Raw genomic sequence first — 21,873 nt, 5'->3', positions numbered from 1 at the left:
ATGTACAACGCTTACCTCAGCCGGACGCACGAGGCGATTGGCGCGCTTGCGAAGCACATTCGGACATCCGACAACCTTCGAACGCTTGTTCTCGACGAGACACCGAAGAAGCCGAATGGCGCTAGCATTCAAGTAATCGCTCCAGCTGATGCCCCTTCCAGCGTAGAGTGGAGGATAATAGATCACTGTGCAGCAGTGACGCGAATTTATGCTATCTACGAGCAATTTGCGCACGAAATGATACGCGAGCATTTAAGCCTGTTGCAGGGGAGGATGCCTTTCATGGATCTACCCGATGCAATTAAGTCCTCCTACAGGCAGGGTCTCGCGAAAATACTCGACAAAAAGGATAGGGCGCGCTTCGCGGACATCGATCTTTCGCAGTTGATCGGCACATACAACAGCGCTCTCGGAGGACTTGAATACTCACTGGAACCAAAAGCAATGCTCATGCAGGAGCAAAACTTGCGGTTGCCTGAGTTGAATCGATTTATGAATGCTTGCGGTATCGAAGGTGTTCAATCGTGGATCGAGAACCATCGGAGAGTCAAAGAGTTTTTCGCTGCCGGTGACAGGCTAACCGGTACGGCTGAAAGTCAGATGGCCGAACTGATCAAATTCCGTAATGACGCTGCCCACGGTACGATCGACATAAGCGACTTGCTTCATTTGAACGTCCATCTGGAGTTCTGTGACTTTATCAGCGCAGTATGTGAGGCGCTGGCGGAACGAGTGCAGCTAGCTGGTCTGTTCACGCTGAAGCCTTACAAACATGCCACGGAAAGGGGTAAGGTGTCCGAAAGCATGAAAAATGGGAGTGTCGCTATAGGTTTGATGCTCGGTCGGTTCGCCGTAGGAGACACCATCTACCTGTGTGGCGATAATTACTGCCTCGAACGACGTGTAAGCAGTCTTCAATTGGACAGCGTTCCACAAGAGTCCGTTGATTTCACAACTGCGACAGAACTTGGAATGCTTCTCGACGCGCCTGGTAAAAAGAACGCTATAATTTATGCACTTGAGGCCGCTACAGCAACTGTATCAAGCGATCCGCCGTTACCTGATACCCATGAGGAGGCAGTCTCTGCAAGCAAGCCGACGATTGCCAGAAGTCAGAGACGATATCTGAGATGGCAGACAAACTATCGATAGCGGATCGGTCCGCGCTTATGTCCAGGATCAAAGCGAAGAATACTCGGCCGGAGATCGCGGTTCGGCGTGCCCTATTCGCAAGCGGATTCCGGTTTCGCATTCACTCGAAAGATTTGCCGGGCAAACCAGACATTGTTCTGAAGAAGTTCAAGTGTGCGATCTTCGTGCACGGGTGCTTCTGGCACGGGCACGACTGCCGAAAAGGGACCACTCTTCCGAAATCGAATAAAGAGAAATGGATTGCCAAGCTCAATAGCAATAAGCAGCGCGACCAAATCAATGAAGAATCTTTAAGGCGGCAAGGGTGGCACGTTTTTATTATATGGGAATGCGAACTAACGGATAGTATCTGCAGACTGCAACAGTTTTTAGAGCGTCAGCGCGCGTGCGCTTCAGCTAAGATTGTCTCAACAACCTTTGCCGCTGACTGATCCTTGTGAACCAAGTCGTGGTGCGTATTGCAAAGTGTTATCAAGTTGCCGGTTGTGTTTGTTCCCTTGTCGCGATGGTGCACGACGTGGTGAAGCTCCAGCAGTTTTCGTGGGTCATTCGGAGCGGCCATTCCGCGTTCCCATCCACACTCGGGCCACTGGCAACGGTATTTGTCACGTATGAGCACATCTACCCGCACAGCATCCGGGATATGTCGATCGTGCTCGGGTGCTGGTTCACCAGTTTCAAGTACGTAAGTCCCGACATTCAGATCCGGACGTCCGCTCATCTTGGTCGCTATCGACCAACCTCCTTCCGTTCTCAATTCTCGCATCCGTCTCGGCCATTCGTTGCGGTCACCTGCGAGATAGCGAAGTTCTTCGCCTAACACAGGCCTGCCGATGTTTTTCAGCATGTATCGAAGCAGTTTGTCCTGTACCGAAGCCTTGCTTCGCCGAATCTCGTTTAAGTTGTTCCATCTATGGGCTGCTTCTCTGTCTTCCTCGAGCGATAGGAGAACGTATTGATCCGTCCTTAACGTGAGTGGATCTCGTCCAAGAGCGGCTTCTATCGCGGCGAGATCTTCCAGATTCCCCGTTCTGGAAAGATCGTTCGCCATATCTTTGAATGTGGCGCCACTGCTGATTTGCCAACCGAGCTGTACGCGAAGCTCACGAACTCGGCGCGGGTAGTCCTGAATGCCGGAGACCACCATCAGCTCATCGCCGTCAATTACGGTCAACGGATAAGCCTGTAAGTAGTTGAGAATTCGCATGCGCGCAGATAGCTGCGCGGCGCCAGTTTGGAGGATTACTCCAACCTCGCGAATTTTGTGTATTGCTGGGATTAAAGCCCTAACCTTTGCCCGTAGATCTGGGTCTGATAGCCAGCTAGAGAAATCATCGAGAAGAGTCTGAAGCTCGGCAAGAGCTTTCTCTGGTTCGCTATGCAGCTTCCGACGTCGCGCCATCGATTTTGCTATCCAACATCTTTACTGCATCAAGCGCCTCTTTAACTGAGCGAGCAATCGCCCCAGCGAACGGAGGTGGAACTGCGTTTCCGATCTGCCTTGCGATATCCACTTTCGAACCCGAAAAACGAAAATCGTCGGGAAAGCCCATCAATCGAGCTGCCTCGCGGTGACTTATCGGCCGATGTTCTTCAGGGTGCAAATATCGGCCTTTTTCAGGTTTGAAGAACTCTGTCCGAATTGTCACCGAGGGGCGATCCCACCAGAGGCGTCCAAACAAGTCTGTGCCACCTGATGTCTTACGTATCCAGCAATCGGGTGTTAGTTCGGGTGCGTTTCGTTGAAGATCGAAGCGGTTGCCGCCGGGTGGGACGACCCTGTAGCGTTTCTGGCTGAGCGTCGTTGGACTTCTGCCGAAGTGAAGATCAAGCGGGGAGCCGTCACCGATGTCTATCCCGACTGTGTCTGCTGGCAATCCTTTGAATGCGTCTTTGACCGTTAGCCAGGGTGTAAGATTTCTGTCAGAGGCGACGACAATAGACGGATCGCGGTGCGTCTGAGTAGGCATCCCAACGCCATTTGGCACTTTGACGCTGTCCCAACCTATGACGATAGTGCGCTTTCGGGTCTGTGCGACACCGTAATTAGCGGTATTCAGTACCCATGCAGACGTTTTGAAGCCTAGCGACTCTGCCCTAGCGCGGATGTCATCCAGCTCAGGTGAACGGTAAAGCTCAGCAACGTTCTCCATAACGAAAATACGTGCACCGCTTTCCTTCACTGCCAGGAGATATGGTTCCCACAGAGCGCGTCGCTCGTCTCCGGTACGCCGTTTGTTAAGTAAGCTAAATCCCTGACAAGGCGGTCCGCCGACGACGACGTCTACTTTCGGAACGTCAGCCTCGCTAATCCAAGTTTCAATGTTTTCGCATAGCGACTCACCGCCGAAGTTAGTACGGTGTGTTGCTGCGGAGGATTTGTCATTGTCCAGTGCGAAGACCGAATCAAATCCGCCACCGAATCGGTTATCGACGAAGCCGAGCGTCATTCCGCCAGCACCGCAAAACAAGTCAGCGATTCGGTAATTCATCAGTCAATCCCAAATATGCGAAGCACTTGACTCAGTCTGACAGATGGCGAGCAGTTCGGGAAGGCCAAATGGAGAACAAATGTCAAGTCTCCACCGATGGCGTCAATGCTTAGCCGGGTTACGACCTACTTCTCCCTTAGCAATTCCACGTCCGCGAGAAGTTTCCGAAGCGTGTTCGAAGTCGTGACATATGCTCCTACGTCTACGTCTTCACCAGACGCCAGTTTTGCCTCTTGCTTCTCGCACCAGATGACGAGAAACGAAGCGCGCATGAGAATTAGTGACTCCACGGTTGTCTGTCGGCGCTTTAGTTGAGTTAGTTCGGTTGACAGTCGCGTGAAAATCTCTTTGAAGCGGCGGGCGCCGTTCGTTCTACCGTCTACTCCGTCGAGAAGCGCTGATTCATTACCGATGCGCGTGCTAGCTTGCTGCAGTGCGGGTATATTGGCACGACTACTTCTGGGCATCATGGCACCTAACACGTCTCTAATGTGGGTTATTTTGTGGGTACGATTTCCAGGGACAACGTTTTGTGACTAGAATCAAGCGATTTTGGCGGATGGAACGTCCGCTTTTGTTAGATTAGCCTGATTAGCAGCTCGCGTGAGAACCCAGAAAAAAAAGTAGAAGATAGACGCGGGATGCTAGGGAGAGGGCTAACCAGGCTAATCGCGAGGATCAACGTTTAGCTGATACGCTTCTTTCCGAGCTTTGCCATCTACGATAGAGCCAGCTGTAAGCTGCGTGATTTGCCCATTGTCAATCAGCACCCCAAGAATGCGTCGCGCAGTCTTAGCGTCTCTAATCCTCTTTGGACCATGTTGATAAACCAAAGCGAGATGTAACTGCTGTCGCTGCAATCGTCGCCACCATTCGATCAATTCCGCGGCCAAGCGAAGATCGTTGGATATCGCGGAGGAGTTCCGAATGCGGAGAGCTTCGTTTGCATAAAATGTAGCGAGATTAATTCCGCATTGCATCGCGGTTAATGAAACCTCGTGTGCGTCGGGATCGTGATAGAGCGTCAAGATTGCTGCGATTCGCCCCGCTTGTTCGGCAAGTTTTGCGCCAAAACCTCTGATCTCCGAAAGAGAACCGTCAGATCTTATCTCTCGCTCGCACACGTCATGAAAGCTAATGTAGGCGGTCTTAGCGTCTTGACTAAGCCAGATGGTCGAAGGCTCAAGGGCTCCGGTATCGGGATGCTTTGTAACGTCGCGAGATAATAATTGCATTATGCGCGAGTTAAAATGTTGAAGCTCGCCTTCGGCACTGGAAGTATGTTCGCGGAAAAAGCGTGTCCCTATTGTCGATTGCGGCGCGACGGTAAGCATCCGCGCGGTTAGGCCATTCCCTTCGAGGACTGGATCCCCGAATAGTTTGTCTGCAACGACTTGCTGCAGCATTATATGAACGCTGCATCTCCTGCCTGGAAGGTATGTTTGCCCGGTGCCAACCCTGGTGCGCCGTATCGGTTCGCCATCCCACAGCAGATTAAGCAATGCACCGGTCTTCATGTTATTATCGTCGGTAAAGGCAGCTCCGCCGACGAGAATGCCGCCTTCGGAAGAGAATATACCGGCAAATGGACGGGCGCCTGCTAGATGCATTGTCAATGCCTCAGAGGTGAAGTCTTCAAGTATGAGCATAGGATGGGGAGGCGGGACGGGTTCTGGACCTGTCGCCGCTAGTGCGGTGGTCAGCGCCGACATGTCATCACCGTGTTTCTTTTCGGCGGATTTTCGTACTGTTTCCCATGCTTTTCGCTCGTTGACGTAGTTTGCCCATTGTCTCGCGGCATCCCCTGCCCATTGACGTTCGATTTCCCTAACCCCTTGCAATGCAAGTTTATCGACGGATGTTTTGCGCTCGCCACTCTCTGCGATTGTAATGAAGATGCCGGTCAGAGGACGGCGCCCTGCGCCTGGAAGGTCCACGTCGCGCTGAGCTTGTACGGCTAACGTGGCAGCGGCGAGGACCGATTGTCCTACCAAAGCCGCAGGTGCTTGCGTCAACTCCTGTATCGCACTGCAAGCTGCCGCGAGTGGGCCAAGTGCATCCACTGGAAATGGGGCGGCGGGAGGCACTTGTCGATAAAGAGGCTTTTTGTCCTCCGGCATCGCGTGCGAGAGAACAAATGAATATGCTGCATCGTTCATCGCGAGAAACCGCTCCGTATAGTTGCAGCAACGTCTCTCTGCGAGAGACCTGCATACGCTCCAGCTTTGTCCAGAAGCGCGATCGCGTCCTCTCTGGGAAGCTCCCGTTTGACGACCATCTCGCTCATTCGGCAAGCTGCCCAGAATAGAGTCGCGTTACGCTCGCCCTCCGGTGCGGTGGCTACTTTACAGACCAATCCTTTGAGGCGAGCGTATACATTGTAGTTCGCACTCATAGTTGACGATGCATTGGCTTCCTGAACCGTAATCATTTGGTGCAGCCAAATCGGCAGCGGGGGTAGGGCTCTGTGCTTTATTGCCGCTGCTAAATCAGACGGCACTCCATTAAGAAGGCTGTACTCCCTCCCGTCCCGCATTATGGAGCCTGGTGCGATAACATACCCATTCAACTTGATATCGATGGCCGGGCCTAGTTTTCCCTTCAAACGCTGGTGATCGGGAGGCGACTCAAAATAGTAATGACGTCCTGCGTTTGGCGTTGCAACGACGGGTACATGCCGGATTGCGTTGAAGTTGTTGATTTGAAAAAGTCGCTCGATACAGTCAACACCATCGCCATCGCCGTGCCGATCGCAATCAACCACAATGATATGGTTTGCGCTGCACGGCAGTCCCACTAACGCCTCACTGTTACCTGCGCTCCACAGCGCGTTAACACGGTATATGTCGTTGGTTGCGCTAAGGTGGCCTCCTGCGACCAGAGGTCTCTTTACGTTGGTGCCGCCATTACCGCATGGGAACACGAGAGCTGTCTGTGTTGAATACATCTGCGCAAGCCCTAGCATTGAAGTGCGGGTCAGCCTGTCCATGCGCTTCTCTCAATGCTCCAGGTGTAGTTTTTCCAATCAGTCCAGTCGCGACCTTCGTTCGCGATGCACTTTTTTAACAACAACGAGATTTCCACGTCCGCCGCCGCTTTGGCGTATACAGGCGCATGGCATTCATCAGCCCCGAGCTGAAGCGTTTCAGTGAGAAAGCAGGGCGTTCCGCGCCAGACTGGCATCGATAAGTGGATGCTGTGGGTCAACCCAATGACTAGTACCCACAGTTGTGGCGGAGGGTTCCGAGTGTGTGTGCGCGCCGTCGCTGGGCATGTATCATTTCGGATTAGCGTGCAACGCCCTGGCCGCCCGGCGAAGTAGGCCTGGTCCGCTTGGTAGATAGGGTCGCTTGTATCTGGAGTGATGACTCGCGTCAGTCCTAGCCTGGTCACGGTGTTGGCTACGGAATGGGAGCCAATGAAGAGATGCGAAGCCTCGGGCTGGATTGAATGCGCTGAGGCGATCAGAGTATCGAAACTCAGCATCAGAGTGCCTTGCTCCCCTGCTGAATAAGGCGCTCTTGCCACTCTTCAATATCGCACGCCAGCCATGCAACTGAACGAGCACTAAGCTTGATTGGCCTTGGGAACCGGCTCTTTTGCATGAGGTCGTACAGTGTCGAAGTGGGAAGCCCAGTCAGTTCTCTAACTTGGTTTAGACGTAAAAATCTGTGATTTGTAATCATTGGATTCTCCTGGAGCCTATTAGTTTTATTCGGTTCCAGGGTAGCCACGAAATATTGCCGGTGACTACGGTCGTAATTCCGTCAATTGTCACCGTTTTGACATGGTTTTTGTTGATCCGTTAGTCGAGGATCGTCTGTCTAGGTAAGTTATTTAATCGGCCGACAAATATTTCTTATTCGCTCTCGTCATTTTTCGTTCGATGCGAATTCTGAAGGCTTCGAGCTTGTTTTCCTTGTTTGATGCGCCTTCGAATTTTTTCCGGCCGATATCCATAATAGCGTGATGCCTACTGACGTTTAACGTGACCTGAAGGTTTTTTACCTCCGCAATAATAGTCTCGTCTGGGTGAGGGCGCGCACCGCGCTTCCTGATCTTGCCAGGATCAGGCTGAAAGTTGTCCACTGACTCGTAACGTCTGCCTTTATACACTTTGGTCACAACCTGCTGGAGCTGATTCACTGCAAAAGTTTGCCCAATCTTGCATCATGTGCCGACGTTTCTGGAGAGCGTCGCCTCGTCGATACGCCGCCTCGGTTTTGTCCCCGATCACGTGCGCGAGTGCAGCTTCGGCCACGTCGCGGGGAAAATTTGTTGTCTCGGCTGCCCAATCTCGAAATGTCGAGCGGAAGCCGTGAACGGTTAAGCCCTCTGTCCCGTGCATCCCACGCAATAACTGCAGCATAGCCATATTAGAGAGTGGCTGATTTCTCCGCGCGCCCGCAAATACGTAGTCTCCCAATCGAGGTTGCGCGACTAGCATTTCGACCGTCTGTTTTGATAGCGGCACCCTATGGTTACGAGCCGACTTCATGCGTTCGCCCGGTACCACCCATATGCCAGCTTCTAGGTCGAACTCTGTCCACCGCGCGCCGAGCGCTTCCCCTGTCCTCGCTGCGGTAAGAATGGTAAATTCGAGAGCGCGTGCGGATTGATGTTCGAGCACCCTTAGTTTTCTGAAGAATTCCGGTGCCGAGGCGTAGGGTAACGCACCGTGATGCTTTACCCTTGAAACTTTGTTGCGTGCAGCTAGGAGCTTATCAAGGTGGCCACGCCAACGAGCAGGATTTTCGCCTTCTCGAAACGTTCGCGCGGTGGCCCAATCAAGGACACTCTCAATACGACCACGAAGCCTGCTAGCAGTCTCTGTTTTCGTTGTCCAAATCGGTTCGAGGATAGTGACGACGTGGGAGGTGTCAATCTGCGCTACGTCCACGTCGCCTATGGTTTTGTTTGCGTAGGTGCTTAGCGAACTTTGCCATTGAGCCGCGTGCTTCGTGTTACGCCAGCCAGGGCTATGAGCCTTGATATATCTAGATGCTGCCTCGTTGAAAGTTATCCCACGCTTATCGGATACCTCTGCGTTCTTTGTGGCTTGTCGGCTCTCAATGGGATCGTAGCCATCAGACAACAATTTCCGTGCGTCTCGCGCTCGTTCACGGGCTTCCTTTAAAGAAAATGTTTCAGTACTCCCGAGTCCCATTTGGCGCGCTCGTCCGTTTTTCATGAAACGGAAGATCCAGGCTTTGGTACCTGACTGTGAAACTTGCAGCCATAGACCGCCGCCATCACCATACCGACCTGGCTTCACTTCCTTCATAACGCGCTGAGCTGAGAGCTTATTAATCGACCGCATACCCACGTTCCTACCCACAAATACAAGTTGGAACGTGCTGGAGCCCACCAGGCCTGTCTAGTCAGTGGCGAAAGAAAAATCCATTATGGTTAATGCGTTACTGAAACTCACCAGAAGTTCTTGGAAGTGATCCAAGCGGACACCCTCTCCGCCATAATTTACCCTTCTCATGCTATGATCATCATTCCTCTCTACGTTTCCGATTTGGGAAAACGTTTCCTCTTGAATGATTGAGTTTCCTTGCTGGCGCGCGTGTTGGTGCCGGACCAATCGATCATTGCGGTACAGCGATACGGGCTAGAGTACGCGTAAGCTGGTTTCTCCTGAAAAGCATAGCTTTAACAATCACCGAGAGTGGGCGGCATAGGCGCGGTAACTGGGGGATTATGCGTTTGGTAGCAATTCTATCTTTCGCTTCCTTCGCTCTCGATAAAGCAGAGCATCTGTTTCAGTGAAATCTGGAAGGCATACCTGAATTGGGCGCTGGTTTTATTCGGGGCTGCCGTCCGGGCGCTTGAGGTGATGCGGGACGCGTTGGTTTGCAATGCTTTGCACGCGCGATCACGTTCTTTCTTGTCATGAAGACGTTATGAACCCGAAATAGAACCGTCTCCGTTTCGGTGGGTTCATGCACGCGTGTGTATGTCTGCCGGATGGCGTCGCCTTGCGATTGGAGCGGCGCTTGGCCAATCACGAGCCGACTTAACCGGAGACAATTATGAAACGCCGCACCTTTGTGATGTCCGCCGCTGGCGCTGCCGCTGGTATGATGATTGCGCCTCGTATGAGCTTCGCTGCCAAGGGCACGATTGACTGGTATACGGGGTCCGATACCAATGTGCTCGATTTCTGGGCCAATACCGTCAAGCCGGCTTTCGAGGCTGCCAATGCCGGCATCAAGCTTAATCTTGTTGATGCAGGCGACAATGCCGGCATTATTGCAATTGCCGAGCGTGCTATCGCTGCCAAGCAGACCGGAACTGATCCTCAAGCGGACTATTTCGAGCATTCCGATCCGTTGTTGCCTGCAGGCGCCATTGAGGCTGGCATCTACGTGAATATGGCAAAGGCAGGTCTGTCCAACTATGCCCGCGTCAATCCGCTCGCGATCCAGAGCGATTACAGTCTTCCCTATCGTGGCAGTCAGGTTCTGCTCGCTTATGACAAAACGAAGCTGAAGCCGGCCGATGTGCCGAAAAACTGGGCCGATCTGGTTGCCTGGATCAAGGCCAATCCAGGTCAGTTTGTCTACAATCGCCCCGACAAGGGTGGCTCCGGCGGAAATTTTGTTCGTCGCGCTATCCATGAAGCGAATGGCCGTGATCCGAACGCTTTCACCGTCAGCAACTACACTCAGGAATTCGGCGATGAGGCGCTCGGCAAGGCCTGGAAACTGCTGGCCGATATCGCACCGTCGCTTTATGATAAGGGAGCTTATTCCTCCGGCAATACCCAGTCCGTGCAACTCCTCTCGCAAGGCGTTGTGACGATGATCCCGGTATGGTCTGACCAGGTGCTGCAGGCAATCGATCAGGGAGTGCTGCCGGCGGAAACCGGATTGGTGCAATTGCAGGATCTGGCGCTTTGCGGCAATTTTTCGCGGGCAGTTGTGCTGGATAATGGCGCAAATCGTGATGCAGCCCTCAAGCTGGCCGATTTTATTCTCTCGGAAGAAATGCAGGGAGCCATTCTGACGGAACTCGGCGGGTTCCCGGGTGTGTCTTGGGGTCACATCTCTCCTGAACTGCGTGAAAAATTCGCCGACATCATTCCCCAATCGATTCCGACCTTTCCCGGCGGAAAGTGGGAAGCCGCCATCAACGATGGCTGGTATCGCAACGTTGCGCCGAGCATCGATCGCAAGTCGTGAGTGAGGCGACTAAACAGGCGGTTCGTCCGCTCGTAGACACAGCAGAAAGCAGGAGGCCCATCGGTCTCCTGTTTGTCGCCATTCCTGTTTTCCTGGTGATCTGGCTGGTGATCTGGCCGGCCATCAATGCAATCAGCCGCACCGTCTGGCGTAAGGATAAAAGCGGCGAGATGGGCTTCGACCTGTCGAGTTATGCTTTCTTTTTTTCCGACAGCTATAGTCTCGATAATTTGTCCATAACGCTGTGGACGACCCTGGTCTGCGCCATCCTGCTATTGATGATTTGCCTGCCGATAGCGCTGTATTTGCGTTTCTCCCGCGGTCGATTGGCAGCTTATGTGCAGGCGCTTGCGATTTTCCCGATGTTCGTGCCCTCGATTATCCTTGCATTCGCCTTCATCCGGGTGCTCGGCCCGAACGGCATGGTGGATATTCTTTTCAACGCTGTGGATCTGCCGAAAATCCGCACGCCCTACCTGACGCCTTGGGGGCCGGTTATCGGCCTTGTCTGGGATAATATTCCCTTGACGGTTCTGATCCTGCTTGCGGGTCTTGGCAGCGTCGCCAACCAGTCCATAGAAGCTGCGCGCGACGTGGGCGCCAACGCCGTGCAGGTGTTTTGGCACATCATCCTGCCGCGGATATCCAACTCCATCCTTGTGGCGCTTTCTTTTTCGGTCCTTGGCATCTTCTCCTCCTTTACATTGCCTTATCTGCTTGGTCCGGCCTCGCCTGAAATGCTTGGTCCCTTCATGCAGCGCACTTTACGTGAGGTGCAGGACCCGGTCGGAGCGATGACGCAGGCCGTGATCGCCTTCGGCTTCTGTATCGTGTTCGGGCTGTTTTATGTGCGTTCGGTCGCGCGCAGTCGGGAGAAATAGAATGAGTACAATGACGACTGCGCGTGGTCGCATCGATTGGCTGGGTATCTTCTTTGCCGGGCTTCTGACGATTGCCATCGTCGGGCCTTTGCTTGTCGTCGGCACCTGGGCTTTCACCGAAGTGTGGCGTTATCCGAACGTCATTCCGCAGCAATTCGGCTTTCGGTTTTGGGCGCAAACGCTCGGTCGTGCCGATGTCTGGAATGCGTTGATGCTGAGTCTGCAATTGACGACGGTCGTGACTTTACTGTCGGCCCTGATCTGCCTTCCTGCTGCCTATGCATTTGCCCGGATGAATTTTCCGGGCCGCAACATTCTGTTCTTCTCATTTCTTGCCGGTCATGCCTTTCCGAAGTTCGGGCTCCTGGTGGCGATCGCCGCCATCTTCCTGCAACTCGATCTTATCGGAACCTTCTGGGGCGTCGTTCTGATTCAGTTGGTCGGCACATTGATGTTCATGATCTGGATTCCGGTCGCGGCTTTTCAGTCCGTCGATCGACGCATGGAGGAGGCCGCCCGCGATGTCGGAGCCGGTCCGTTTCGTGTGTTCTGGTCTGTTACCCTGCCGCAGGCAGGGCCGACAATTGCTGCTGCCGTACTGCTGAGTTTTGTCGGGACATTCTATGAGACAGAGGGAGCATGGCTTATCGGGGCTCCCGGTATTCGCACGATGCCGGTGCTGATGATCAGTTTCATCAACAACCAGATGGTCATCCAGTTCGGGGCCGTATTATCCGTCCTTCTCTGGGTGCCCTCGTTTATTGCCCTCATGTTCGCCCGCCGTGTCATCGGCGGCGGAGCTTTTGCTCGCGGTTTCGGCGGTTAGGAAACATCATGTCCGTTCTTCATATCGCTGAGGTCACCAAGACCTTTTCGGCTGGCGCCAAGGCTGTCGACAGTTTTTCGCTTGATGTTGCAGATGGTGAACTTGTCTGCCTTCTTGGGCCTTCCGGTTCCGGAAAATCCACTCTGTTGCGCATGGTTGGCGGTTTCGAGCAGCCGACCAGCGGGTCCATCACCATTGATGGCGAAGATGTAACCCATCTGCCCCCCGAGCGTCGTCCGACGGGCATGGTGTTTCAGAGCCATGCGCTCTGGACCCACATGAACGTTTTCAAGAATCTTGCTTTCGGTCTAAAACTACGGCGGATGCCGGCGGCTGAGATCAGGGATAAGGTCGAGGCCGTGCTCGATCTGGTTGGTCTCGCCGGTTATGGGGATCGCATGACCACGCAGTTGTCCGGTGGCCAGCAGCAGCGTGTGGCGCTTGCTCGTTCTCTGGTGTTGGAGCCCAAGATCCTGCTTCTTGACGAACCCTTTGCCAGCCTCGACCAGCATTTGCGCGAGCGCCTTCGGGAAGAGGTGCGCGACATCCAGCAGCGTCTCGGCATCACCACCCTGTTCGTCACCCACGGTCAGGACGAAGCCCTTTCCATGGCTGACCGTATCGTCGTCATGGCAAACGGTAAGACGGAACAGATCGACCGTCCCGATGTGGTTTATCGCGATCCGAAAACGCCATTTGTTGCCGGTTTTATCGGCAGCATGAACCTGATCGATGGAGAAGTCCGTAATGGATATTTCATGCGCTCCGACCTTACAGTCCAGTTGCAGGTGCCTGACGGCCCAGCCACGCTTGCCATCCGTCCGGAATCACTGGATGTCACTGCGTCGGACACTCCAAAGGCAAGTGTGCACCGTGTGACCGACTATGGTTCGCACGGTCTGGTCGATCTTGATCTTGCCGATGGCACGCGACTGAAATCGATGGTGGCCCATCCCGATCTGTTCCGCGCGGGACAGGGGGTAGACGTTTTCCCACGCGCCATCGCTGCCTATCGCGACAACCAGCAGATTTATCGGAGCTGATGTGAACGCACCTCTTCACCTTGATCGCGATGGGCACCGCACCTCGATCAAATGGCATCGTGGCCGCCGCCGCCTGAGCGATCCCGTCTTTACCGGTGAACGCATCATCGAAGCGATGCAGGTTGGTGCCAGTGTGGAAATCGATCTCGTCATCCATGGGAATGAAGGTTGTGCAGTGCTGCACGATCTGACGCTTCAGCGGGAAACCACAGGCAGTGGCAAGGTGCGCGATACCAATGCGGCCGCGCTACGTGAAATGCATTTGCGTGGCAATGATGGTGAGCCGATTGCCGACAAGGTCCTATTGCTGGAAGATCTCTGCGGGCTCTTGGCCAGGGAGGGCGCGCATCCCGATGCCCTGCTGCAGCTCGATTTCAAGGAAGGCTTTTCCGCGCTCAACTCGCAGGTGATCGCCAATTTTGGAAAAAGCGTTGCGCCGATCATCGGATCGCTGATCCTCTCAGGAGGCGATTTTGACGCCATTGCGGCGCTCGCGAAGGCTGCGCCTGGCATCGCTACCGGTTACGATCCCTGTTATGGCGAAAGCCTGGCGCGATTGAAGGCGACCGGTGACTACCGTTCCTTCATCGAGCAGGCCCTTTCCAAGGCGCCCGATGCCAAGATGATCTACCTCGCCTGGGACATCATTCTTTCAGCGGCCGATGCAGGCGTCGACATCATTGAACCTGTCCATGCAGCCGGTCGCAAGGTCGATGCCTGGACGATCAATCACATCACTCCCGAAACCATCGTTCGGATCGATCGCCTGCTGAGGCTCAAGGTCGACCAGATCACCACAGATGACCCGGAAGGGTTAGCCAAGGCCCTCAGTTCATGACAGTCAACTACAGCAACATTCTCGACCACATGGTCGCAACCGCCCGTGAAGCAGGCGCCCTCACGCTTGAGCACTTCAAGCGTTTTCGTGATATCGAAATCGGCGTCAAGGGGCCGGGGGATTTCGTTTCGGATGCCGACAAGGAGTCCGAGACGCTGATCCGGGAACGCCTGCTAAGCCGCTATCCCTGGGGGCTCACCGGCGAAGAATTTGCACCGGTCGATGGTGCGGATGATGACCATCGTTGGCTGGTAGACCCGATTGATGGCACCACCAATTTTATCTATGGCCAACATTATACGATCACCATTTCGTTGCGTCGCGGCAATGAAACCATGTGCGGTCTCATCTACAATCCTGTATCGGACGAGATGTTTACGGCAATCAAGGGCGAGGGGGCTTATCTCAATGGTGTCCGGCTTCAGGTCAGCGCTTCAACGGATGTCGCGCTGATGTGCGTGGGCACGGGCCTTCCCACTCCCAACCTGTCGCTGCATCCGGGGGCCTATCAGCGTCTGGACGAAATCCGTGCGCGCATCGGCGCGGTTCGTATTGTCGGCAGTGCGGCCAATTCCTGCGCCTATGTCGCCTGCGGCAGGCTTACCGGATATTACGAAGAGACCGGTTTCATCGATACGGCCGCCGGTATTCTGCTGGTGCAGGAGGCAGGCGGTATCGTGACCGATTGGTGGGGGCGCGGTCCCGACGTCTATGAGCGGACCGGCACGCTGATCGTCGCCAATGCGGCCACCCATGCCTACCTGATGGAACATCTCGAAAAAGCACCACCCAAAAACGCTGTGTGATCGTCCATCACTCGGTGCCTTCGTTTTTCACGTTTCGTGCTGCGTGAGAAAATTCTAATTTCGGTCTTGCACCTCTAGTTACTAGAGGTCGTAGGAATGATCCAAGTGCCAAGAGGATCATTCGATGAGCAATACCGTCCAAACCCGTTTCCGCGTCGAAGGCATGGACTGCGCGTCTTGCGCAGCCAAAATCGACAAGGCCATCAGGCGCATGCCGGGCGTGACCGATGTTTCCGTATCGGTCACAGCCGGCACCATGACGGTGATGCACAATGGTAGCGATCTCGATGCCGTGGGCAAAACCCTTTCCGGGCTCGGCTATGGTGCCAAACCCATTTCACCAAGGGGCCAGTTGGCCGCCGTTGATGTGCCGGCTCATGGGCACCATGTTCACGGCCCCGACTGCTCGCACAATGATCACGGGCAGCACGACCATGCCACGATACATGACGGGCATGCCTGCAACGGCGACCATGGTCATAGACACGAGCATCATGATTATTCCCAAGGCGACGCAAACCTTCACGGGCATGATCATGGGACCGGCGGCGGCCCCTGGTGGAAAAGTCGCAAAGGGCGGCTGACGATCATGGCCGGTGCGGCGCTGGTGGCGGCCTATGGTGTCGGCCACCTCGTTCCGGCGGTGGCAACCTACGCCTTCATTCTGGCCATGATGGTCGGGCTCATTCCGATCGCACGCCGGGCCATCATGGCGGCACGTATGGGGACCCCGTTTTCGATCGAGATGTTAATGACGATCGCAGCCGTTGGCGCGCTGATCATCAATGCCTCGGAAGAAGCGGCGGCCGTGGTATTCCTGTTTCTCGTCGGTGAACTTCTGGAAGGTGTCGCCGCTGGCCGAGCGCGCGACAGCATACGATCGCTTGCCGCGTTGGTGCCGAAAACGGCATTGCTTGAAATCGATGGCAAGACCCGCGAGGTTCCGGCGGAAAGTTTGGCCGTAGGCGCGATCATTCTCGTGCGTCCCGGCGATCGTGTTTCTGCGGATGGTGTCATCGTTTCGGGTGAAAGTGCGATCGATGAGGCGCCAGTGACGGGCGAGAGCGTGCCGGTGCAAAAGAGTGTCGACGACCCGGTGTTTGCCGGTACCGTCAACGGTGATGCGGCGCTTCGTGTGCGTGTCACCGCTGCAGCCGAAGACAATACGATCGCTCGCGTCGTCCGTCTCGTCGAGGAGGCGCAGGAATCCAAGGCGCCAACCGAACGTTTCATCGATCGTTTCTCTCGATATTACACGCCAGGCGTCGTCGCTGTTGCTGCGCTGGTCGCGGTATTGCCGCCGTTGTTTGCCGATGGTGACTGGAGCGAATGGACCTACAAGGGGCTCGCCATCCTTTTGATCGGTTGCCCCTGCGCTCTAGTGATATCGACACCGGCGGCGATCGCCGCAGCGCTCTCGGCCGGTGCGCGTCGCGGCCTGCTAATGAAAGGGGGCGCCGTGCTCGAGGGGCTCGGCAAGCTCACGGCGGTCGCTTTTGACAAAACCGGGACATTGACGGCTGGCAAGCCTGTCGTGACGGATATTCTGCCCTTTGGCCGCAAGGGAGAAGACGTGTTGCGTTACGCGGCGTCTCTGGAGGCAGGGTCGAGCCATCCGCTGGCGCTCGCTATTCTGGAAAAGGCCGACGAAGACGGTATCGACCTGTTGCCGGCAATGGCAGCAAGGGCACTCGGCGGCAAAGGTGTGACGGCCATCATCGATGGCACCGAGATATTTCTCGGTTCACTGAATGCCGCAGCCGAGCGTGTGGCCCTGTCCGCTGCGCATACCCGTTCAATCTCGTCGCTCAACGATGATGGAAAGACCGTTTCGGTCTTGATCATCGGTGAGGTCTTGGCGGGCGCTATTGCCATGCGCGACGAGCCGCGCGCCGACGCGATAGCGGGCTTGAAGACCCTCACCGATGCCGGGTTGAAGACGGTGATGCTGACCGGCGACAACAAACGGACAGCCACGGCCGTCGGTGCTCAATTGGGTATCGAAGTTCGGGCTGAACTGATGCCGGAGGACAAGCAGCGTATCGTTGTCGACTTAAAGAAAGAAGGTCATGTGGTTGGCAAGATCGGTGATGGCATCAACGATGCCCCGGCGCTTGCCGCCGCCGATATCGGCATTGCCATGGGGGGCGGCACCGATGTGGCGCTCGAGACGGCCGATGCCGCCGTGCTCCATGGTCGTGTCGGCGATGTCGCGCTCATGATCGATCTGTCGAAGCGCACGATGCGCAACATTTTCCAGAACATCGCGATCGCGCTCGGTTTGAAGGCCGTTTTTCTTGTCACCACTATTATCGGTATAACCGGCCTGTGGCCTGCCATTCTTGCCGATACCGGCGCAACGGTGCTGGTGACGATGAATGCCCTGCGCCTGCTGAAGCCGATCAAGTAATCCACTATATTGAAACGCATTGAGGTGGGCGCTTTTTGCGTCCGCCTCCAAACATTCTCATTCGTGATCGGTCGAGCAAAGATCGTGGTTTGCGAGTGCCTGAATGACGTAGCAATCGCGGACATGATTGCTGTGGCAATGGGTTGTGATCCGTTCCAGTTCCACTTCCAGCTTCTTCAGCCGTTCGATTTTTTCACGAACCGTGAACAGCTGTTGGGCGGCAATCCGGTCGGCTTCGGCACAAGGTTTTTCCGGATGCTGGCTGAGATCGATCAGTTCCCTGATGGCATCGATCGTCAATCCCAGTTCGCGTGCGTGCTTGATGAAGGAAAGGCGCTCGCGCTCCCCCTTCGAATATCGCCGCTGGTTTCCCTCTGATCGTTCGCTGTGGGACAGAAGCCCCATCTGCTCGTAATAGCGGATGGTCGGTACCTTGACGCCGGTCGTCTTGGATAAATCGCCAATCGTCAGCATCAAAGCCTCCTTGCCACCGCATTCAAGACATTCAAGCGGCTGGCAGCGCCCCTCCCGCTTATTCAGCCAATATAGGGATTGTCGCTCCGCTTTGAAACCAAGGCTTTTTCGGCCAGCCAGTCAGCCAGCGAGTGAGCGAGTGACTGAGCGGGGAGAGTGGCCTTGCGCTGATTGCGTCAGACACGCTCGAGTGCCACCGCAATACCCTGCCCGACACCGATGCACATCGTGGCAAGCGCGTAGCGGCCACCGCTAAGCGACAGTTCGAGTGAGGCGGTGCCGGTAATGCGGGTGCCTGACATGCCGAGCGGGTGCCCAAGCGCGATCGCGCCGCCGTTGATGTTGACGCGGGTGTCGTCGTCGGCAATGCCAAGTTCACGCAAGGTCGCCAGACCCTGCGAGGCAAAGGCTTCGTTGAGTTCGATCACATTGAACTGCTCTTGCCGCATGTTAAGCAGTGCCATCAGCTTTTTCGAGGCGGGTGCCGGGCCGATGCCCATGACTCGGGGCGCAACGCCGGCCGTGGCTCCGGCCATGATACGCGCGATGGGCGTGAGGCCAAATTTCCTTGCGGCGGCTTCCGAAGCAACAATCAGGGCGGCGGCACCATCGTTCACGCCCGAGGCATTACCGGCCGTCACCGTGCCGCCTGCCTGTCTGAACGGGGTACCGAGTTTTGCCAATGCCTCGATCGTAGTGGCGCGAGGATGCTCATCTTTTGACACAAGGACCGGATCGCCCTTGCGCTGCGGAATGGTCACAGCGGTGATTTCCCGTGCCAGGCGACCGTTTTCCTGCGCCGCGGCCGCCTTGCTCTGGGAACGAAGCGCGAACACGTCCTGATCTTCACGAGATATATGGTAGTCTTCGGCAACGTTTTCGCCGGTTTCCGGCATGGAATCGATGCCGTATTGCTTTTGCATGCGCGGGTTGGCGAAACGCCAGCCTATCGTCGTGTCATATATCTCCGCATTGCGCGAAAAGGCGGTCTCGGCCTTCGGCATCACAAAGGGCGCGCGGCTCATGCTTTCCACCCCGCCGGCAATCATCAGTTCCGCCTCGCCGGCTTTGATGGCACGGGCGGCGGTGATAACGGCATCCATGCCGGAACCGCACAGCCGGTTGATCGTGGTGCCGGTGACGGACACCGGCAGACCGGCCAGCAAAAGCGACATGCGGGCAACATTGCGATTGTCTTCACCGGCCTGGTTGGCGCAGCCATAAATGACATCACCAACCGCATCCCAATCGATCGAAGCGTTGCGCTCCATCAATGCCTTGAGCGGGATGGCTCCAAGATCATCGGCCCGCACTGAGGATAGTGAACCGCCGAAACGGCCGATCGGAGTGCGGATGTAATCGCAGATGAATGCATCAGTCATGAAATCCTCCTCGGCACAACGGGACCGAACTCTAACACGATGCGCGGTGTCGCAAATTCAAAGGGCGGGCGTGACGAGATCGCCGACCGGCTCTTCGATATGAAGTTTTGCGCCAGTCTGCGCCTGCAACTGCTCCATGCTCATGCCGGGCAGTTTTTCGCGCAGCACGAAACGACCTGCCGTAATGTCGATAACGGCAAAACTGGTATAAATCCGGGTAATGCACGCGACACCGGTCAATGGAAACGTGCATTTTTCGACAAGCTTGGGTTCACCGGTCTTGGTGACATGCTCGGTGATGACGCAGACCTGTTTGGCGCCATGCACCAGATCCATCGCGCCGCCGACAGCCGGAACACCTTTCGAGCCGACCCGCCAGTTGGCGAGATCGCCGTGTTCCGACACTTGCAGCGCGCCGAGGATCGCCACATCGAGATGTCCGCCGCGTACCATGGCAAAACTGTCGGCGTGGTGGAAAAAAGCGGCACCCGGTTTCAGTGTCACAGCTTTCTTGCCGGCGTTGATCAGGTCCCAATCTTCCTTGCCTGGTTCTGGTGCATCGCCAAAGTCCAGGATGCCGTTTTCAGTGTGAAAAATCGCCTGACGGCCCGGTGGCTGATAACGCGCGACCATTTCAGGAAAGCCGATACCGAGGTTCACATAGGCGCCATCCCGAATATCCTGCGCTGCCCTCCACGCCATCTGGGCGCTGGAAAGTTTTGCATCCTCCGTCATGGTGGGAAGTGCGGAACTCATGGGTAAATTCCTCCCTCATATTGCATGCCGGCGCGGATCATTGCCTCTTCCTGCTGCGGGTTCGGCACCTGCACCAGTCGATCGACGAAAATTCCCGGTGTGACGACATGCTCCGGATCGATGCCGCCGGCCTCGACCAATCTGGAAACCTGAACGATCGTCCGTGCTGCGGCCATGCACATCAACGGGTTAAAGTTACGCGCGGCCTTGTTGTAGGTAAGATTGCCGTGCGTATCTCCGCTATCGGCCTTGATGATCGCGAAATCGGCTTTCAGCCAACGCTCCTGAACGTAAGGGCGGCCATCGAACTCGGCAATCGGCTTGCCTTCGGCCAGTTCTGTTCCGTATGCGGTCGGCGTATAGAAGGCCGGAATGCCGGCGCCGCCTGCGCGGATCCGTTCGGCTAGCGTGCCCTGCGGTACCAGTTCCAGCGCGATTTCGCCGGCAAGATATTTCTCGGTAAAAGCGCGAGGATCGGATGATTTCGGGAATGAACAGATCATCTTGGCGACCATGCCCGCATCGATCATCGCGGCAATGCCGATCCTGCCGTTACCGGCATTGTTATTGATCACGGTGAGATTTCTAGGCCGCTTGTCGATCAATGCATGAATGAGTTCAATCGGCGCGCCTGAGCCGCCAAAACCGCCGATCATCACCACCGCGCCATCCTCGATGGCGGAGATAGCCTCAGCGGCATTCGCCGATCTCTTGTCCATGAAGCCTGTTCCTCACCTTGGGCTGACTGTCGTCAGCATCTCCTCAATACCCAATAGAGCCGATCGTATCTCTTGCAGCAACGTATTATGTGCGTTAATTGATTTTTGTTTGTATATCGCACAAATCTGGCAAGGGGTGATGGCTGGTGAAGGAAACGGATTTCGTCAACGGTTTTGCTAAAGGCCTGCGCGTCATCGAGGCATTTGAAGACGGTGACCGACGCCTTTCTATTGCCGAAGTCGCAAAGAAGACAGGACTCGACCGTGCCACCGTGCGGCGGTCTCTACTGACACTGGTGGAGCTTCAGTATGCCGATTACGACGGCAAGTTTTTTTCGCTGACACCGCGTATCCTGCGTCTTGGACATGCCTATTTGTCGGCAACGCCCCTGCCAGCATTGCTGCAACCGCATCTCGATCATCTGGCTGAAAAAACGGGCCAAAGCTCGTCAGCCTCGGTGCTCGATGACATCCAGGTTGTCTATATCGCACGCGCATCGCAGCGACGCGTCATGTCGATCAATCTCACGCCCGGCAGTCGTTTGCCGGCTTATTGTTCTTCCATGGGACGGGTGCTGCTCGCCGCCATGGCAGACGAACCGGTGCGCCAACTGCTGGCAAGGACAGCACTGCGGGCCAATACCGATCGTACTTTGACGGATATCGACGAGATCATCGTGGAGCTCGGTCGCGTCAGGCAGCAGGGTTATGCGGTGATTGATCAGGAACTGGAACTCGGATTACGCTCGATCGCGGTGCCGCTGAAAAACAGGCGTGGCGAAACGATCGCCGCTTTGAATGTTGGAGCGCCTGCGGCCCATATGTCTCTGACGCAGATGATCGAGGAAGTGCTGCCCTTGCTGACGGACGCGGCTGAAAGGCTCCGGATTTCGTTGATGTGATC

21 protein-coding genes are annotated in these 21,873 nt (G+C 55.5%); 10 read left to right on the top strand and 11 right to left on the bottom strand.

All coding sequences use genetic code 11. From position 1 onward, the window contains the following. Nucleotides 1-1,152 carry a HEPN domain-containing protein gene (locus GAO09_RS07775; protein WP_153353463.1) on the top strand — a complete coding sequence of 384 codons (1,152 nt, stop codon included), beginning with the start codon at nt 1-3 and terminating at the stop codon, nt 1,150-1,152. Next, nucleotides 1,131-1,583: a DNA mismatch endonuclease Vsr gene (locus GAO09_RS07770; protein ID WP_153353462.1), complete on the top strand. Its 453-nt coding sequence runs from the start codon at nt 1,131-1,133 to the stop codon at nt 1,581-1,583. The genes GAO09_RS07775 and GAO09_RS07770 overlap by 22 nt, the downstream gene beginning before the upstream one ends. On the opposite strand, the gene GAO09_RS07765 is transcribed toward GAO09_RS07770, so the two are convergent. The 7 genes from GAO09_RS07765 to GAO09_RS07735 all read right to left on the bottom strand — a co-directional run bounded on the left by GAO09_RS07765 (nt 1,529) and on the right by GAO09_RS07735 (nt 8,928). After that, entirely contained in the window at nt 1,529-2,326 is a 798-nt protein-coding gene (locus tag GAO09_RS07765; RefSeq protein ID WP_235937972.1) for an HNH endonuclease, read from the bottom strand. The two genes, GAO09_RS07770 and GAO09_RS07765, sit on opposite strands and share 55 nt — an antisense overlap. A 202-nt stretch (nt 2,327-2,528) precedes the next feature. After that, nucleotides 2,529-3,644, bottom strand: coding sequence for a DNA cytosine methyltransferase (locus GAO09_RS07760; RefSeq protein ID WP_153353460.1), 1,116 nt, complete (start codon nt 3,642-3,644; stop codon nt 2,529-2,531). A gap of 665 nt (nt 3,645-4,309) precedes the next feature. Next, nucleotides 4,310-5,803 carry a YfjI family protein gene (locus tag GAO09_RS07755; protein WP_153353459.1) on the bottom strand — a complete coding sequence of 498 codons (1,494 nt, stop codon included), beginning with the start codon at nt 5,801-5,803 and terminating at the stop codon, nt 4,310-4,312. Then, nucleotides 5,800-6,633 (bottom strand): bifunctional DNA primase/polymerase, encoded by an 834-nt coding sequence (locus tag GAO09_RS07750; RefSeq protein ID WP_153353458.1) that lies wholly within the window; start codon nt 6,631-6,633, stop codon nt 5,800-5,802. The genes GAO09_RS07755 and GAO09_RS07750 overlap by 4 nt, the downstream gene beginning before the upstream one ends. A gap of 496 nt (nt 6,634-7,129) precedes the next feature. Beyond that, entirely contained in the window at nt 7,130-7,330 is a 201-nt protein-coding gene (locus GAO09_RS07745) for a helix-turn-helix transcriptional regulator (RefSeq protein WP_153353457.1), read from the bottom strand. Between the two features lie 151 nt (nt 7,331-7,481). Then, on the bottom strand, nt 7,482-7,790 hold the full coding sequence (locus tag GAO09_RS07740) for a hypothetical protein (RefSeq protein ID WP_153353456.1): 309 nt from the start codon (nt 7,788-7,790) through the stop codon (nt 7,482-7,484). Beyond that, a complete protein-coding gene (locus GAO09_RS07735) occupies nt 7,753-8,928 on the bottom strand; it encodes a tyrosine-type recombinase/integrase (protein ID WP_338015055.1) in 1,176 nt (391 codons plus the stop codon). Before GAO09_RS07735 ends, GAO09_RS07740 begins: the two co-directional genes overlap by 38 nt. A 754-nt stretch (nt 8,929-9,682) precedes the next feature. Here GAO09_RS07735 and GAO09_RS07730 point away from each other — a divergent pair. The 7 genes from GAO09_RS07730 (at nt 9,683) to GAO09_RS07700 (ending at nt 17,638) form a co-directional block, all read left to right on the top strand. Continuing rightward, a complete protein-coding gene (locus tag GAO09_RS07730; protein WP_153353454.1) occupies nt 9,683-10,834 on the top strand; it encodes an extracellular solute-binding protein in 1,152 nt (383 codons plus the stop codon). Further along, nucleotides 10,831-11,715, top strand: coding sequence for an ABC transporter permease (locus GAO09_RS07725; protein WP_324185003.1), 885 nt, complete (start codon nt 10,831-10,833; stop codon nt 11,713-11,715). Before GAO09_RS07730 ends, GAO09_RS07725 begins: the two co-directional genes overlap by 4 nt. A gap of 1 nt (nt 11,716) precedes the next feature. Next, the gene (locus GAO09_RS07720) at nt 11,717-12,541 is read left to right on the top strand and encodes an ABC transporter permease (RefSeq protein WP_153353453.1); all 825 of its coding nucleotides are present in this window, start codon (nt 11,717-11,719) and stop codon (nt 12,539-12,541) included. Nucleotides 12,542-12,549: 8 nt separating this feature from the next. Further along, nucleotides 12,550-13,584, top strand: a complete 1,035-nt coding sequence (locus GAO09_RS07715; RefSeq protein ID WP_153353452.1) for an ABC transporter ATP-binding protein — start codon at nt 12,550-12,552, stop codon at nt 13,582-13,584. 1 nt (nt 13,585) lies between these two features. Beyond that, nucleotides 13,586-14,422, top strand: a complete 837-nt coding sequence (locus tag GAO09_RS07710) for a glycerophosphodiester phosphodiesterase (RefSeq protein WP_235937971.1) — start codon at nt 13,586-13,588, stop codon at nt 14,420-14,422. Further along, nucleotides 14,419-15,228: an inositol monophosphatase family protein gene (locus GAO09_RS07705; RefSeq protein WP_153353450.1), complete on the top strand. Its 810-nt coding sequence runs from the start codon at nt 14,419-14,421 to the stop codon at nt 15,226-15,228. The genes GAO09_RS07710 and GAO09_RS07705 overlap by 4 nt, the downstream gene beginning before the upstream one ends. A gap of 124 nt (nt 15,229-15,352) precedes the next feature. Beyond that, nucleotides 15,353-17,638, top strand: a complete 2,286-nt coding sequence (locus GAO09_RS07700) for a heavy metal translocating P-type ATPase (RefSeq protein WP_153353449.1) — start codon at nt 15,353-15,355, stop codon at nt 17,636-17,638. Between the two features lie 57 nt (nt 17,639-17,695). Here GAO09_RS07700 and GAO09_RS07695 read toward each other — a convergent pair whose 3' ends face one another. The 4 genes from GAO09_RS07695 to GAO09_RS07680 all read right to left on the bottom strand — a co-directional run bounded on the left by GAO09_RS07695 (nt 17,696) and on the right by GAO09_RS07680 (nt 20,969). Beyond that, complete coding sequence (locus GAO09_RS07695; protein ID WP_153353448.1) at nt 17,696-18,112, bottom strand: MerR family transcriptional regulator; 417 nt, start codon at nt 18,110-18,112, stop codon at nt 17,696-17,698. Nucleotides 18,113-18,288: 176 nt separating this feature from the next. Next, on the bottom strand, nt 18,289-19,494 hold the full coding sequence (gene pcaF / locus GAO09_RS07690) for a 3-oxoadipyl-CoA thiolase (protein WP_153353447.1): 1,206 nt from the start codon (nt 19,492-19,494) through the stop codon (nt 18,289-18,291). 57 nt (nt 19,495-19,551) lie between these two features. Next, nucleotides 19,552-20,229, bottom strand: coding sequence for a CoA transferase subunit B (locus GAO09_RS07685; protein WP_153353544.1), 678 nt, complete (start codon nt 20,227-20,229; stop codon nt 19,552-19,554). A gap of 17 nt (nt 20,230-20,246) precedes the next feature. After that, nucleotides 20,247-20,969 carry a 3-oxoacid CoA-transferase subunit A gene (locus tag GAO09_RS07680; protein ID WP_153353446.1) on the bottom strand — a complete coding sequence of 241 codons (723 nt, stop codon included), beginning with the start codon at nt 20,967-20,969 and terminating at the stop codon, nt 20,247-20,249. A 146-nt stretch (nt 20,970-21,115) separates the two neighbouring features. Here GAO09_RS07680 and GAO09_RS07675 point away from each other — a divergent pair, with 146 nt between their 5' ends. Beyond that, on the top strand, nt 21,116-21,871 hold the full coding sequence (locus tag GAO09_RS07675) for an IclR family transcriptional regulator domain-containing protein (protein ID WP_324184982.1): 756 nt from the start codon (nt 21,116-21,118) through the stop codon (nt 21,869-21,871). Nucleotides 21,872-21,873 lie beyond the last annotated feature (2 nt).

Source organism: Endobacterium cereale, assembly GCF_009617585.1.
GTDB lineage: Bacteria > Pseudomonadota > Alphaproteobacteria > Rhizobiales > Rhizobiaceae > Neorhizobium > Neorhizobium cereale.
The sequence above is the reverse complement of the archived record's forward strand: the minus strand, read 5'-3'. Positions and strand labels throughout refer to the sequence as shown.